Here is a 14,248-nt window from a genome sequence, read left to right as displayed (position 1 = left end):
TTGAGGTTCACTTCGCCCGCCACGAACATGCCCGATACCAGGTAGCGATCGCGCAGCGCTTCGTTCGATACCCCCTCCATCATGTCCGGATGCGTCGCGTGATAGGTCTTCGAAAACATCAGGTAATTCCTTGTCTGGAATGAGCAGAAAAGTGGGCTGTCACAGCCAATAGGGCCGCCACACACGGCGCAGGCGCATCAGCGCCTCAAGATAGAAGTAATCGCCCCAGATGCAGGCCTCGTCCACGCCGGCCTTGTTCGGCATGTGATAGACGCCGTGCAGCAAGACCGCGTTGGATCCCTCCATCGGCGCAAGATAGGCCTGCCCAAGCTGCGCCACGATCCGCCACGCCCATCGGCCATAGGCTTCTCGCGCGGGATCGGACACCGGCAGGATATCGGCCAGTTCCAGCAATCCACAGGCGGCGATCGCTGCTGCCGAACTGTCGCGCGGCGTCTCATCGTTGTCGGTAAAGATCAGATCCCAGCAACAGATGCCGTCATCTGGCAGGCGATTGAGGAAATGGTTGGCGAGGCGCCGGGCGATTTCGGCATAGCGCGCTTCACCCGAAAGCCGCGCACCCAGGGCAAAGCCATAGATGCCCCAGGCCTGGCCACGGGCCCAGCTGCTGTCGTCCGAAAAGCCCTGGTGGGTGCTGCCATGACGAGGCTGGCCAGAGACGGTATCGACGTAGAAGGTGTGATAGGTCGATGCATCGCTGCGCACCAGCAGGCGCGCCGCACGGGCAAGATGGCGGTTGGCAGCATCGGCGAACCGATCATCGCCGGTCTGGGCGCTCGCCCAATAGAGCAGTGGCAGGTTGAGGTTGCAGTCGATGATCATGCGACCGCGCTGCTCGGGATCGCGCATGTCCCCCCAGGCCTGAATCACGCCGGCCACCGGATCGAACCGCGCCAGCAACTGCCGTGCCGCATCAAGGCCAGCGTCGCGCCCTTCGACGCTGCCGATCAGGCGATGCGCCGCACAGGCGGAAAGCGTGTAGAGGAAGCCGAGATCGTGATGGTCGGTATTGATGCGCTCATGCGCGCGCTGGGCGAACGAGGAAACATGGCGTTCGCCCAGCGTGCGATAACGCGCCTCGCCGGTGAATTCCCACGCCAGCCAGACCATGCCTGTCCAAAACCCGTTGGTCCATTCGACATTGTCGATCGGGGAATAGATGTTGCTTTCGCTCGACGGTGCGGGAAACCACTGATCGAATTGAGGCAGCATCCGCTCAACCAGCGCGAGAGCCTGGGCGATCTGCGGATCGAGCTGTTCCGCAGTGGGCAGGCCAGCGCCGCTGGGTGGCAGCGGTTCGTCGGCAATGGGCGGCAAAACGGTGGGCGTGAGAACAACCATCGAGGCTTGATCCTTGTGGCAATACAATGCGAGCGGCCCGGCTCAGACGCCGGCGGCGATGCTGTCGGAACGTGCTGCTGGCGTGGTGCGGCGCACTTCGGGCGGCGTGGGGGCCAACACACGGGCCGACCAAATCCAGAACACCGTGGCAAAGGCGCCGATCAGCAGATAGGTGTGGGCAAAGCCGATGCGATCGTAAGCTGCACCGACCACGGGCGAAAGCACCGCAAGTCCCAGCGAATGACCGAAACTCACGCCCACCATGTAGACCGTGGCGGCAAAGCGTGTCTCGAAATGGCAGGCGATATAGCGAAAGATCGAAACACCCAGGATCGGCAACTCGATCGCGTGGGCCATCTTGCAGATCGAGATCGTCACTGGCCCGATCGCCACGCCCGAACCGGCAATGCGCACGATCATGATCGCCGCAGCCAGCAGCAGACCACGCGTGGCCCCGATCCGGCGCACGATCAGCGGTGCCACGAACAGCCCGCCCGCCTCCACGAAAATCTGCGCGGCGTTGAGATAGCCGAACATAGCATTGCCTTGCTCGGGCGTGGGGAACAACGATGAAAAATAAAACGGAAACTGTTGATCATAGACGAGATAGAGGTTTGTCACGCCCAGGATGAGCACCATGAAGCGCCAGAATTCTCCTTGGCGCAGCAAGGCCAGCGTATCGCGCACCGTCACCTGGCCAGCAGCCGCCTGCTCGCTGTCGGCAACCCGAATGGTTGCGGCCAGAATGATCGGCACCAGCAACAGCCCGGCGACACTGGCCAGCGCGAAATTGATGGAAGGCGAGAGATTGAACAGCCGACCGGAAAAGGCTGCCGCACTGGCATATCCGAGCGATCCCCATAGCCGCACCCGGCTGTATTCAAACCCATACTTGCGCCCGACGCGATCGACGTAGCTTTCCAGGGCGTAGCTGCCAGCCATGAACGTGCCGCCCAGATAGACGCCGCCCAACACAGCCCCGACCACCACATGGGTCATGAGCAAGGGCGCATAGACCCACGCAAGGAACGGGCCGGATACGATGACCAACAGCGCAACGCCGATCGGCACGACCTTGCGCAGGCCCATCCGGTCAGACACGAAGCCGTAAACCGGCTGCGCGCACATGGCACCCACCGAATTGGCGGCAAACACAGTGCCCACAGCCATGCCGCCCAAGCCAAGGGTTCGACTCAGCCATATCGACAGCAACGACATGGCCATCGCCTGCGCAAAGAAAAAGCAGAAAAGAAAGCCACTTAAGGCTGCGTAATTGCGCGACGCGGGCAGAGCCACGGCATCCTCCAGAAACCTGTTATCGATATCAATATGACGGGGTTCGCGGCGGCTGGCAAGTCTGTCGGCTTGACATGACCCAACTTTCAGTTATCGATATCAACAGAAATCTTGGCGCGTATGCGGCTGGCGCAGCACGACAAGCGGGGGAGAGTGCATACGTGACCACGGACAATGGCGATGATCCTGGCCGGCGAATTTCGCCCAGTGCCATCGTCGAACTGGCGCTCGATGCCCATCGGCCCGTAGTCACCATCCATGATGTCGCCCGCCGAGCCGGCGTTTCCTCGATGACGGTGTCGCGGGTGATCAACGGCAAACGCCATGTGAGCGAGGATACGCGCGAGCGCGTCAATGCCGCGATCGCAGCGCTCAACTATTCTCCCAACCTTACCGCGCGCAGCTTTTCCAGCGCTATCCGGATCGGCGCGCTCTATTCCAATCCGGCTTCGTCCAACCTGGGTACGTTCCTGATGGGTGCCTTTCGTGAAAGCGGGGTCAGCGGCTGCCAGTTCCAGATTGAACCCGGAGTCAGCGAGGAAGAAGCAATCGCCGGGCTGCATCGTCTGGTCGAGGCGCGAGTGGCCGGCGTCATCCTGCCACCGCCACTGTGCGACAATCCCACTTTGCTGGACATGATCGAGCGCGCCAACATCATTCCCTTGGCGTTTGCCACCGCACGCCCGCGCGAGGGCGTGTCGGCGATCATCGTCGACGATTACAAGGGCGCGTTCGACATGACGCGCCACCTGATCGACCTGGGTCATCGCGCCATCGCGTTCATCCAGGGCGATCCCCGCCATTCCCCCTCACAGCGGCGCGAGCAAGGCTATCGTGCAGCCATGGCCGGCGCAAAGTTGACGATTGCCGAGGAATGGATCGCACCTGGCCTGTTCACCTATCGCTCGGGCCTGACGGCGGCCCGGCAGTTGCTGGCTGCGCAGCGGCGCCCCACGGCGATCTTTGCCAGCAACGACGACATGGCGGCCGCTGTGATCGCCGTGGCCCATGGCATGGACCTCGACGTGCCAGGCGACCTGTCGATCGCCGGGTTTGACGATGCCGCCATCGCCGCCACGATCTGGCCGGAATTGACCACCGTGCGCCAGCCGATCGCGGTGATGGCGGCCCGAGCCGTCACGCTGCTGAACGAACATATCCGCGCAGCGCGGAGCGGCGCGCCGCCCAAGGTTTCGCACGTACGCGAAATGCTCACCCTGGTGCAGCGCGCCTCGACCGGGCCTGCACCATTTCCGCCTTCCTGAACATTTCTCCCGGAGCCACAATGACGCTTTTTGGCGCAATCGAGGCAGGCGGCACCAAGTTCGTCTGCGGCATCGGCTCAGCCGAGCACGGCTCGCGAGCCACGGCCGTCATCCCCACCCGCACGCCGGACGAGACATTCGCCGCGGTCGCAGCCTTCTTTGCCAGCCAGCGCGCGCTGGGCCCACTTGCAGGTATCGGCATCGGCAGCTTCGGCCCGATCGACATTGCCGGCGATTCGGCCACGTTTGGCCAGATCCTGTCCACACCCAAGTCAGCATGGCAGGGTATCGACATGATCGCGCGCACGCGGGCCTTTGCTGCCACGCCAATCGCCCTGGATACGGACGTCAACGCCGCTGCCCTGGCCGAGGCACGGGCGGCCGGTGCGGGTATTACACAACTGGCCTATGTAACGGTGGGCACCGGCATTGGCGTGGGCCTGGTCAGCCACGGCCGCACCGTGCAGGGGTTGGCCCATCCCGAAATGGGCCACATCCTGCCGCGTCGCCATGCGGCGCACGGCGACTTCGCAGGTATCTGCCCGTTTCACGGCGATTGCCTGGAAGGATTGGCCAGTGGCCCGGCGATCCAGGCTGCATGGGGTCTTTCGGCATCCTCTTTGCCGCTCGACCACACCTTCTGGCAGGTACAGGCCGATTATCTGGCACAGTTGTGCGTAACGCTGCTGCTTGGGTTGGCGCCGCAGCGCATCGTCCTGGGCGGCGGCGTCATGCGCCAGGAACGGCTGTTTCCCCTCATCCGTGCGCGCACTGCGGCCCTTCTCGCCGGCTATTTCCATCCGGCTCGCGATGCCGCCGATCTGGCTTCGATCATCGTGCCGCCTGCCTGCACCGAAGCGCCCGGCCTGCAAGGCAGCTACCTGCTGGCAGCGCAGGCGGCCGCGCGCGATATCGGCCAAAGGTGACGTGTGATGGCGATCCGTTCTCTGACCATAACGCTGGCTCTTCTGGGCACGACGCCAGCTTTGGCTGCCGACACCACCACTTCTGCATTGCCCGGCGGGTCTGATGGTCGGTGGTTTGCCGACCAAGGCGATGGCACCTATCGCAACCCGGTTATTGCGGGTGATTGGTCGGACCCTGATGTGATCCGCCACGGCGACGACTATTATCTGGTCGCCTCCTCCTTTACCGAGGCGCCCGGCCTCCCCATTCTGCACTCGCGCGATCTGGTCAACTGGACGTTGCTGGGCCATGCCTTGCCGCGTGCCTTGCCTGATGCCCATTATGCCACGCCGCGCCGGGGCGGCGGCGTATGGGCGCCGGCCATCCGGTTCCACGACGGGCGCTTCCTGATCTATTACCCCGATCCCGATCACGGCATCTTCGTGGTCAGCGCCACCGATCCCGCCGGGCCCTGGACGGCCCCGCAACTGGTCGATGCCACCGCAGGTGCGATCGATCCAGCGCCGTTCTGGGACGAGGATGGCACCGGCTGGCTGGTCCATGCCTATGCCCTCAGCCGCGCCGGCCAGGCCAACCGCATCGTGCTCAAGCGACTGGATCCCTCCGGCACGAAAACCATGGGTACTGGCCAGGTGATCATCGACGGCGACGCCCTGCCACCGGTGCCAACCAGCCTGGGGCCAAGGCCGTGGCAGACGACGGAAGGCCCCAAGCTCTACAAGCGGGATGGCTGGTATTACATCTTCGCGCCAAGCGGCAGCGTCAAAGGCGGTTGGCAGGGGGTATTCCGCAGCCGCAGCATCACCGGACCCTATGAAGGGCGCGATGTGATGGACCAGGGTCACACTGCCATCAACGGTCCGCACCAGGGGGCGTGGGTCTCCACCCAGAATGGTGAAGACTGGTTCCTGCATTTCCAGGATCGCGACACCTTTGGCCGCGTCGTGCATCTACAGCCCATGCGATGGCGTTCGGGCTGGCCGGTGATCGGCACGGATCCCGATGGCGACGGTCGCGGTGAACCTGTCCTGCAATACCGCCGCCCACAAACCATCAAAGGTGTTCCGCCCGCCCCGCCAAGTGCGCCATTGGCGGACGACGATTTTTCGGAAAGCACGATCGCACCCATCTGGCAGTTTGGCAGCAACCCACAACAGGATTGGGCCAGCATTGGCAATGGCTGGCTGCGCCTCAAGTCGATCAGCAGTCCTGCCGATCTCTATGAAAACGGGGGCGTGCTGTCACAGCGCCTGCCGGCATTCGCCTTCGTTGCGACAACGCGCATGCGCTTGGCGGGGCTGCGCGTGGGCGAGCGCGCCGGCCTGGCGATCCATGGCACGGCCTGGGCATGGATCGGCCTGGAACGTGATAGCAACGGCGTGCGCGTGATGCGGATGGAAAAGTCCGATCCCCGGCCGGGGACCAGCATCGCCAGCATCGCAGGCCCAGACTGTCCCGGTGGCAGCGTGTGGCTGCGCGTCACCGTCAGGCCGCACATGGTGGGCGTGCCACCGCCCAGCTTTGCGCCGTACTGGCCATCCATGCTGCGCGAAGAGCGTGCTGAGGCGAGTTTGGCCTACAGCATTGATGGGGTCGTCTTTACATCCATCGGCACACCTTTCGACGTCTTGCCCGGCCGCTGGGTCGGCGCCCGTATCGGCCTGTTCGCCCAGGCTCCATACGGTACTCCTGCTGCCACAAGCACAACCGTGGGCTACGCCGAATTCGACTGGTTCCGGATCACCAGACCGTAAGCGCCCATTCCCTTTTGCCTGACGGGATGAACGATCGGAACAGTCGTTGACTGCAGCTGTCGAGCGCAACGGCGCCATCCAAGGCGGGCTTGGCGCTCAACTCACTTGCAATATGAATGAAATTTGCCGGAAATCGGGCCGACGTACCCAGCGCGAGATATTCGCAGGGGATCACGCGACGCCATGAATCACACACCGCTCGTCACCGCCACCCGCACGCTCACCCTGTTGCTGGCCTTGGCCCTCGCCGGTTGCGGCGGGGATGACTCCGGTTCCTCCTCCTCGTCCAGCTCCAGTTCCAGCTCCAGTTCGTCGAGCAGCACGAGCAGCAGCAGTTCGTCCTCGTCTTCGACCTCGTCCAGTTGCTCGGCCAGCAGTGGCCAAGGCACCTACATGACGTGCCTGGCCAACAATTTTCTTTCCACGCTCAGTTCCAGCCAGCAATCAGGCATTGTCTATTCGCTGACGTCGAGCAACGCGACCACCTATTGGTCCAACCTGCCCACCACGTTCGTCACGCGCCATGGCCTTGCGCTGTCGGCCCTGTCTTCCACGCAAAAGACCGCCGCCGAGGCACTGCTCAACGCAGCGCTGACCAGCCAGGGGCAATCCACGATGTCGGGCCTGCGCGCGGCGGACGAGTACCTCAAGGATAACGGCGGCGGTTCCGATTACGGCGAAGATCTCTACTACATCTCGTTCCTGGGTTCGCCCTCCACGTCTTCGGCCTGGATCCTGGAATTCACCGGCCATCACTACACCTATTTCTTCAGTGTCGATGCCAGCGCCAATGCCGTGAGCCTGACGCCCAATTTCGTGGGGGTCGAGCCGGTCAGCTATACCGACAGCGGCAGCACGCTTACCCCAATGGCCAGCGAGCATGACGGGCTCAAGGCGATGCTCGACGGGCTGTCCTCGTCCGAACTGGCCTCGGCCAAGATGTCCACCTCGGTCAGCGACCTGGTTGTGGCGCCGCAAAAGGACGGGAATTTCCCCACCACCCGCTCGGGCATCCTGGTGTCCTCGCTCAGTTCGGCCAAGCAGGCGCTGGTCAAGGCCGCCATCGCCGCTTACGCCAGCGATGCCAACGGCACCGGGCAATACGATGCCTATGTTACCGACAGCGCGCTGGCTGATACTTACATCGCCTGGTCCAACTATTCCGACCTGTCCACCAAGGGCTCCTACGTCCGCATCGACGGGCCGCGCGTGTGGATCGAATTCTCGGTGCAGAGCGGCGTGGTCTTCTCGGCCAACCACTACCACTCGATCTGGCGCGACAAGACCTATGACTATGGCGGCAATTTCAGCTTCTGATCGGCCGGCCATGCACCATCGTTGCGAAAGCGGGGGCGAACGGACGCCCTCGCGCCTGCTGTGGTTCCTATTCGCCTTCCTGGTCCTGGCCCTGTCGGCAGGCGTGCTTTCGGCCCATCCGATGCCGGATTCGCAAGTGAGCGTGCGGATCCAGGCGCACCATTGGCGCGTGCACCTGGTGCTGCCCAACGATCGCCTGGCCATGGCTCTGATCGCCACGGGCGGCGTGCCCGATCCCGGCCCCGGCTTCACCGCCTATCCCGCGCTGCCCCATCCGGCGATCGCCCACTACGTGGTGCATAACATGCACCTGCACACCCCGAACGGGGCGGACTGGCCGCTGCGCGTGGTCGGCATTGCCGGGCCGGCGGGGCCGCGCCTGGAATGGACCGTGGATGTCGATGCCACGGTGCCGCTCGGCCTCGATCCGCGCACGGCGGTGCTCGATTACGACGTGATCATCCGCCACGTGATCCCCGATGCGGCCATCGTGGCGCTGGACCAGGATTGGGGCGGCGGCGTGCTGCCGGGCGAGCCGGTGCTGCTGGGCAAGCTGTCGGAAGACCAGCGCTCCATCGCGATTGCCCGCCACGATGGCGGATCGTGGCAAGCGCTGGGCGGCATGGTCGTGCTGGGCCTGTGGCATATCCTGGAAGGCGCCGATCACATCGCCTTCCTGCTCACCCTGCTGTTGACGGTGGGCCTCGTGGCGCAAGGGCAGCGCTGGGCCGTGGCCCCGGGGCGGCGCCGCGTGCTGCACGATGTGCTGTGGCGGGTCAGCGCGTTCACCGCCGGGCACACCCTGTCGCTGCTGGCCACCTCGCTCGGCCTGCTGCCGCAAGCCGGGCGCACCATCGAAGTGCTGATCGCGCTGTCGGTGGCCATTTCGGCGGCCCATGCGCTTGTCCCGCTGTTTCCCCGTCGCGAAGCCTGGATCGCGGGAGGCTTTGGCCTTGTGCATGGCATGGCCTTTGCCACCGCAATCCGCGACCTGGGCCTGTCCACCGGGCAGACGGTGGCCGCCACCCTGGCGTTCAACCTGGGCATCGAACTGGCGCAACTGGGCATCGTTGCCATTGCCCTGCCAACGCTGCTGCTGCTGCGGCCCACGGCGGCCGGGCCATGGGTGCGCCACGCGCTGGGCGCTGGCGCGCTGGTTCTGGCCCTGGTCTGGATGGCCCAAAGGATCACGATTTGACCATGCCATCGGCGCGGGCGCGCCGTGCACCGCTGCTGGCGATGGCATGCATGGCGGCGATCATGCCTGCCGTGGCGCTGGCAGCGGATGAAAACGCCCCTGCCCCGCCGCCAGACGACATCGTCGTGCGCGGGCGTTCGCTCAACCAGGTGGGAGAGGCGACGAGCGGGTCGCAGGGCGTGGTCGGGTATGCCGATTTCGAAAACCGCCCCCTGTCGCGCGTAGGGGAGCTGGCCGAAAACGTGCCAGGCCTGATCGCCACGCAGCATTCGGGCGAAGGGAAGGCCAATCAGTATTTCCTGCGCGGCTTCAATCTCGACCACGGCACCGATCTGGCCAGCTTCATCGATGGCGCCCCGATCAACCTGCGCAGCCATGGCCACGGCCAGGGCTACAGCGACCTCAATTTCGTCATTCCCGAACTGATCGAGCACATCGACTATGCCAAGGGGCCTTACAACGCGCAAAATGGTGACTTTTCCGCCGCTGGCACGATGCGTTTGGCCATGCGACAAAAGCTTGAGGCACCATTCGTGCAGGTCACGGGCGGCACCTATGGCTATTGGCGGGGGCTGGCCGCTGGCTCTGCGCGCCTGGGCCAGGGCACGCTGCTGGGCGCTGTGGAACTCACCGCCAACAATGGTCCTTGGGTGCGCGACGAAGCCCAGCGCAAGTTCAACGCCTTGTTGCGCTATTCCACGCCATCCTGGTCGCTGTCCATCCAGGGCACCACAAACCGCTGGAATGCCACCGACCAGGTGCCGCAGCGAGCCATCGCCTCGGGGTTAATTGCGGCCAACGCCACGATCGATCCCTATCTAGGCGGCCGCTCCGGCCGGCTGGCCGCCATCTTCAACGCCCAAGTAGGCTCCGATACCGCGATCAACGCCTATGTCATCGGCTCGCGGCTGCAACTCACGTCGAACTTCACCTATTTCCTCAACGACCCCATCCATGGCGATGAATTCCAGCAGACGGACCGACGCCGCGTGATGGGTGGTTCGGTGATCCGCACGCTCGAAGCCGGCCCCGTCACCTGGCGCCTGGGTGCCGAAGCGCGCTGGGACCACATCGCCCTCGGCCTCTATCACGCCGAATATGGGCAAGTGACCGGCAACGTGCGCGAAGACCGGGTTGACGAGGAAAGCGGCGCGCTGTGGGCGGAGGGCCAAGTGCGGATGACGTCGGCGCTGCGGCTGGTGCTGGGCGCGCGGGTGGATGCCATCGGCTATGCGGTGCATTCGAACCTGGCAGCCAATTCCGGCACGGGCAGCGCCGCGCTGGCCGCGCCCAAGGCAGCCCTGGCCTGGACCGTGGCGCCCGGCGTGGAACTCTACGCCAATTATGGCGAAGGCTATCATTCCAACGATGTGCGCGGCGCCACCATCACAGTCGATCCCTCCACCGGCGCCGCGGCATCACGGGTCCCGGTATTTGCCCGCGCCCGCGGCGCAGAAGTGGGCGCACGCATAGAGCGCGCCCGTTTCAAGGCCTGCCTGGTGGGTTTTGCGCTCGATCTGGCGTCGGAACTGGTCTTTGTCGGCGATGAAGGCGCCACCGAACCCCAGGCGGCCAGCCGCCGCCTCGGCGTGGAAGGCAGCCTGTTCTGGCAGCCGGCATCATGGCTGGCGCTCGACGCTTCGGGCGGATGGACCCACGCCCGGTTTCGCGGTTTGGCGGCAGGAGAGGATTTCATTCCCGGCGCCACGCCCTTCGTGCTGGGCGGCGGGGCCAGCCTCACAATCTCGCCCAAAGTCAGTTTTGCCTTGCGCCTGCGCCATTTCGCTGGCGCCCCGCTGATCGAAGACAACAGCGTGCGGTCGCAAGCCACCAGCGTGGTCAACAGCGGCCTCTATTGGCAGCATGGCCGCTTTGGCGTGGGACTGGATGTGCTCAACCTGTTCAACACGCACGATCCCGATATCAGCTATTACTACGCTTCACGCCTGCCCGGCGAAGCAGCCACCGGGGTTGACGACGTGCACGTGCATCCGGTGGAACCCCGCCAAGCCCGGGTCACGCTCCGCATGCATTTTTAGCAGGCGATGACAAAAAGCGACAACCGGTTTTGGTCGGCGCACGCCCACGAAAGCCCAGGGCTGGACCCGCACGAAAAACTCCCTTTCCATCAGGATGGAAAGGGAGTGGAAGAGCAAGCATATGAAAAGTGCCGGCATGCCATCAATCAACTGCCAAAGCTGTATCGCAGCGTGGCCCCGAAATTGCGACCGTTTACAAAGTGCTGCCGCTCGATCCCCGTCTCGAAGCCGGGCTCACCGACATAGCGGTTCGCGGCAGCATTGGTAATGTTCGACGCCGTGATCGACAGCGATAAGTTGTAGGGCAGCTTGAAGTTTACTGAGGCGTCGAGCAGACCGAATGCCGAGATATAGCGACCGTCGATCGGATTGTTCGAATAGCCGAACAGCACTGACTTGGAACGCCAGGTATAGACCACACGCGCCGAAACGACCTTGTCTTCATACATCCCGGTGAGAGAATAGTTGTATTTCGATGTCAGGGGCTGGACCGTGTCCACCGCCACACCATTCAACGTGAGCGGGTTCTTGGTGTCGACAAACGTGAATGCCCCCTGCACCCCGAAGTTGTGCAATGGCTGGGGAAGAAAATCATAGTCGAGGAAGGTCTGCGCCGCCAGTTCGATACCCTTTGCGGTGCCGGTGGCGGCATTGACCGTCTGGCTGACGAAATACTGGCTGCCGGTGCAGCTTTGGTTGGCAATCGGCGTGGGCGCTCCGGCAACGGTCGTGCAATTGCTGACGGTGCTGAAGAAGCCATTGATCCGCTTGTAGAACAGCCCAGCCGAAACATAGTTTACCGACGTGAAGTAATGTTCCAGCGACAGGTCGTAGCTGTCAGCCTTCTGCGGCTTGAGATTGGGATTCCCCACCGAGCCGGTACCGGAAACCTGGTTCAGGATGACGGCGGGATTGAGCAGGCCGAGGTCGGGCCGGGTGATCCCCTTGCCATAGCCCAGGCGCAGGATCGTGCGATCGGACAGAAACCCGGTCAGGTTCACGCTAGGCAACGCATTGGTATAGCTGGTGTTCTGGTTGTTGGGGGTAATGTCGGAAGAGCCGGGCAATTGCACCATGGCCTGGGTGAAGGTGTCGGTGCGCACCACGCGCACACCGGCGTTGCCCTTGATGCGGTCTGCCAACAGCGCGAAATCGGCCGTGACATAGCCCGCATAGGTCTTTTCGCGGAACAGGCGCCGGTTGGTGAGAATTTCCGGCAGTGAACCGTTGGCGGGAATGCCGGCTGCGGAAAAGCGGTTACGCACGTTGTCGCCCAGCAAAGCATCGGGCGAGAACACGAGGTAGCCACCGCTGTAGCCGGCCTTGCCGTCCAGGAAATTGGACGGTGCGGCCTGAACCAGATCCGCCGCACTGGCCACGCTGATTCCGTTCGACCGGGTTGCGGTCAGGGCCTGGCCATCGGTCGTCAGGTTCTTGCCGGAATAGCTGAAATTACGGTAGAAATCGTTTTGCGTGGCATAGCGCAGACCGGCCCGTACCGAAGATAGGAAGCCACCACCGACCTTGTACTTCAGATCGAGCGCGGCGGCCACGCCGTCGTCGTCCCATACCTGGTTGGTGCCATTGCCATAGTTGGCAAAGACCCAGGAGCTGGGCAGCCCCAGGTTGGGGCCGCTGATCGAAACCTGCTGCGGTGCGCCCAGCTTGCGGGTGATGTCCCAGCCCAGGCCCGCTGCAGCCGCCAGCGTGACGGAGCGGTTGTCCTGGGTCTGGTCTGCCTTGACATAAGACAGGTCGAGATTGACGTCGAGCGCGTCGGTGGCTTGCCACTTCATCCCGCCGGCGATGATATAGGTCTTGTAGCGGCGGTGTTCATCGCCCCCGGTGGTGGTGAACGTCGATCCCAGAAATGTGCCACCGGTTATGCGCTGGCCCGACAGCAGATCATTGTTGCCGCCATTGGCATTGCGGTTGGCCAACGCCTCGTCGATGGTGAAGCCGGTCAGCGTCAGGTTCTGCGCATAGCGACTGTCTGTAGCGTTGAGGAACCGGTAGTTCTGGTGATAGAGATAGTCGTTGTATTGGCCGTCGACGTAGAATTCGAGACCAGGATGCGGCCGCCATTGCACGGCAGCGTTGAACCCCTTGCGCGTTCGCTCATAACTTTCCTGGGCGATGTTGTTCTGCACGCCCACCGAGGAAATGAGCGCCGATCGGTCGCTCGCGGCCACCTTGGTGGGATCGACATCGGCCAGGTAGGTGACGTCGGACCGCCCTTGATACGCGGCCTTGTACAGGCCGGAGGCGACGCCGGCAGCATATTCGGCACTGTCCGCACGGATCGCCCGGCGGAACTGGGTGCCGCCAACGGCGGGTGTGTTGTCGCCACGGTTGAACGTGCGGGCATAGCTGCCGGCCACCATCACACCGATTTCACCATCGCCCACGTTCCAACGATTGCTGACCATGCCGAAGTATTCCGGTTCCAGCTTCCGGCCCAAGTCGTTCCAGCGCCCACCGATCGCGCCGGAAACCGACAGCCCCTTGAAATCGAATGGGCGGCGGGTGCGAATATTGACCAGGCCACCGATCGCGCCCTCGATATGGTCGGCGGACGGATTCTTGTAGACATCGATCCCGCCCACCATGCCAGGGCTGGCGCCTTCGACGTTGAACTCACGTCCCCCGGCGGTGAAATAGGAACGCCCATCCACGCGCGAGCCGGTCTGCCCGGTCAGGCCACGGATGGTCAGACCCGAACCGTTGCCCGTGGGCGAGGCTGCCTCACCCCCAAAGCGATAGGCCTGAACGCCCGGGATTCGAGTGAGCGTTTCAGCCACGTTGGGATCGGGCAGCTTGCCAATATCGGTGGCGGTGATGGAATCGACCACTTCGGCCGCGTTCTTCTTTATCTGGGCGCTGGTCTGCAAGCTCGCCCGCAGGCCCGTGACGACGATTGCCGGCACATCGTCGGCCTGGGCCGATGGCGGGGCAGCCTCCTGGGCTGCAGCCACGCTCGACAGGCCAAGCGCCGTGCCAGCCATCAAGGCGGCGGTGAAGCAGCAGTTTCTCATAGTCCCTCTCCTTGCCGGGCCGGTCCGCCCCATTGCTGGAACGTGCTCCCGCCTG

10 protein-coding genes and 1 pseudogene are annotated in these 14,248 nt (G+C 63.7%); 6 read left to right on the top strand and 5 right to left on the bottom strand.

Annotated features, from left to right (window positions below):
• The 3 genes and pseudogenes from FHW94_RS23455 to FHW94_RS19855 all read right to left on the bottom strand — a co-directional run.
• Positions 1 to 119, bottom strand: a pseudogene (locus FHW94_RS23455) (5-dehydro-4-deoxy-D-glucuronate isomerase); the annotation flags it as partial.
• Positions 120 to 159: 40 nt separating this feature from the next.
• The gene (locus tag FHW94_RS19860) at positions 160 to 1,362 is read right to left on the bottom strand and encodes a glycoside hydrolase family 88 protein (protein ID WP_168557560.1); all 1,203 of its coding nucleotides are present in this window, start codon (positions 1,360 to 1,362) and stop codon (positions 160 to 162) included.
• A 42-nt stretch (positions 1,363 to 1,404) separates the two neighbouring features.
• Entirely contained in the window at positions 1,405 to 2,658 is a 1,254-nt protein-coding gene (locus tag FHW94_RS19855; RefSeq protein WP_210425767.1) for an oligosaccharide MFS transporter, read from the bottom strand.
• Between the two features lie 161 nt (positions 2,659 to 2,819).
• On the opposite strand from FHW94_RS19855, the gene FHW94_RS19850 reads away from it, so the two are divergent.
• From FHW94_RS19850 to FHW94_RS19840, 3 genes are read left to right on the top strand one after another with little or no spacing between them, the layout of a single operon-like run.
• Entirely contained in the window at positions 2,820 to 3,923 is a 1,104-nt protein-coding gene (locus FHW94_RS19850; protein ID WP_349237568.1) for a LacI family DNA-binding transcriptional regulator, read from the top strand.
• A 20-nt stretch (positions 3,924 to 3,943) separates the two neighbouring features.
• A complete protein-coding gene (locus FHW94_RS19845; RefSeq protein WP_168557558.1) occupies positions 3,944 to 4,849 on the top strand; it encodes an ROK family protein in 906 nt (301 codons plus the stop codon).
• Positions 4,850 to 4,855: 6 nt separating this feature from the next.
• Positions 4,856 to 6,604 carry a glycoside hydrolase 43 family protein gene (locus FHW94_RS19840; protein WP_168557557.1) on the top strand — a complete coding sequence of 583 codons (1,749 nt, stop codon included), beginning with the start codon at positions 4,856 to 4,858 and terminating at the stop codon, positions 6,602 to 6,604.
• 188 nt (positions 6,605 to 6,792) lie between these two features.
• On the opposite strand, the gene FHW94_RS19835 is transcribed toward FHW94_RS19840, so the two are convergent.
• Positions 6,793 to 6,993, bottom strand: a complete 201-nt coding sequence (locus tag FHW94_RS19835; protein ID WP_168557556.1) for a hypothetical protein — start codon at positions 6,991 to 6,993, stop codon at positions 6,793 to 6,795.
• Positions 6,994 to 6,997: 4 nt separating this feature from the next.
• Between FHW94_RS19835 and FHW94_RS19830 the strand changes: the two genes are divergently transcribed.
• From FHW94_RS19830 to FHW94_RS19820, 3 genes are read left to right on the top strand one after another with little or no spacing between them, the layout of a single operon-like run.
• Entirely contained in the window at positions 6,998 to 7,921 is a 924-nt protein-coding gene (locus FHW94_RS19830; RefSeq protein WP_168557555.1) for a DUF3500 domain-containing protein, read from the top strand.
• A 10-nt stretch (positions 7,922 to 7,931) separates the two neighbouring features.
• Positions 7,932 to 9,119, top strand: a complete 1,188-nt coding sequence (locus FHW94_RS19825) for a HupE/UreJ family protein (RefSeq protein WP_168557554.1) — start codon at positions 7,932 to 7,934, stop codon at positions 9,117 to 9,119.
• 2 nt (positions 9,120 to 9,121) lie between these two features.
• Positions 9,122 to 11,158: a TonB-dependent receptor gene (locus FHW94_RS19820; protein WP_168557587.1), complete on the top strand. Its 2,037-nt coding sequence runs from the start codon at positions 9,122 to 9,124 to the stop codon at positions 11,156 to 11,158.
• Positions 11,159 to 11,304: 146 nt separating this feature from the next.
• On the opposite strand, the gene FHW94_RS19815 is transcribed toward FHW94_RS19820, so the two are convergent.
• The gene (locus FHW94_RS19815) at positions 11,305 to 14,193 is read right to left on the bottom strand and encodes a TonB-dependent receptor (RefSeq protein WP_168557553.1); all 2,889 of its coding nucleotides are present in this window, start codon (positions 14,191 to 14,193) and stop codon (positions 11,305 to 11,307) included.
• Positions 14,194 to 14,248: the final 55 nt, after the last annotated feature.

This window comes from Novosphingobium sp. SG720 (assembly GCF_012275365.1).
GTDB classification, from domain to species: Bacteria; Pseudomonadota; Alphaproteobacteria; order Sphingomonadales; family Sphingomonadaceae; genus Novosphingobium; species Novosphingobium rhizosphaerae.
Note: the sequence above shows the minus strand (reverse complement) of the source record. Positions and strands in the feature narration are given on the sequence as shown.

Excerpts from the sequence above, each read along its gene's own strand:
- FHW94_RS19860 (WP_168557560.1), bottom strand. The coding sequence starts at position 1,362 with ATGGTTGTTCTCACGCCCACCGTTTTGCCGCCCATTGCCGACGAACCG.
- FHW94_RS19845 (WP_168557558.1), top strand. The coding sequence starts at position 3,944 with ATGACGCTTTTTGGCGCAATCGAGGCAGGCGGCACCAAGTTCGTCTGC.
- FHW94_RS19840 (WP_168557557.1), top strand. The coding sequence starts at position 4,856 with ATGGCGATCCGTTCTCTGACCATAACGCTGGCTCTTCTGGGCACGACG.
- FHW94_RS19830 (WP_168557555.1), top strand. The coding sequence starts at position 6,998 with ATGACGTGCCTGGCCAACAATTTTCTTTCCACGCTCAGTTCCAGCCAG.
- FHW94_RS19825 (WP_168557554.1), top strand. The coding sequence starts at position 7,932 with ATGCACCATCGTTGCGAAAGCGGGGGCGAACGGACGCCCTCGCGCCTG.
- FHW94_RS19820 (WP_168557587.1), top strand. The coding sequence starts at position 9,122 with ATGCCATCGGCGCGGGCGCGCCGTGCACCGCTGCTGGCGATGGCATGC.
- FHW94_RS19815 (WP_168557553.1), bottom strand. The coding sequence starts at position 14,193 with ATGAGAAACTGCTGCTTCACCGCCGCCTTGATGGCTGGCACGGCGCTT.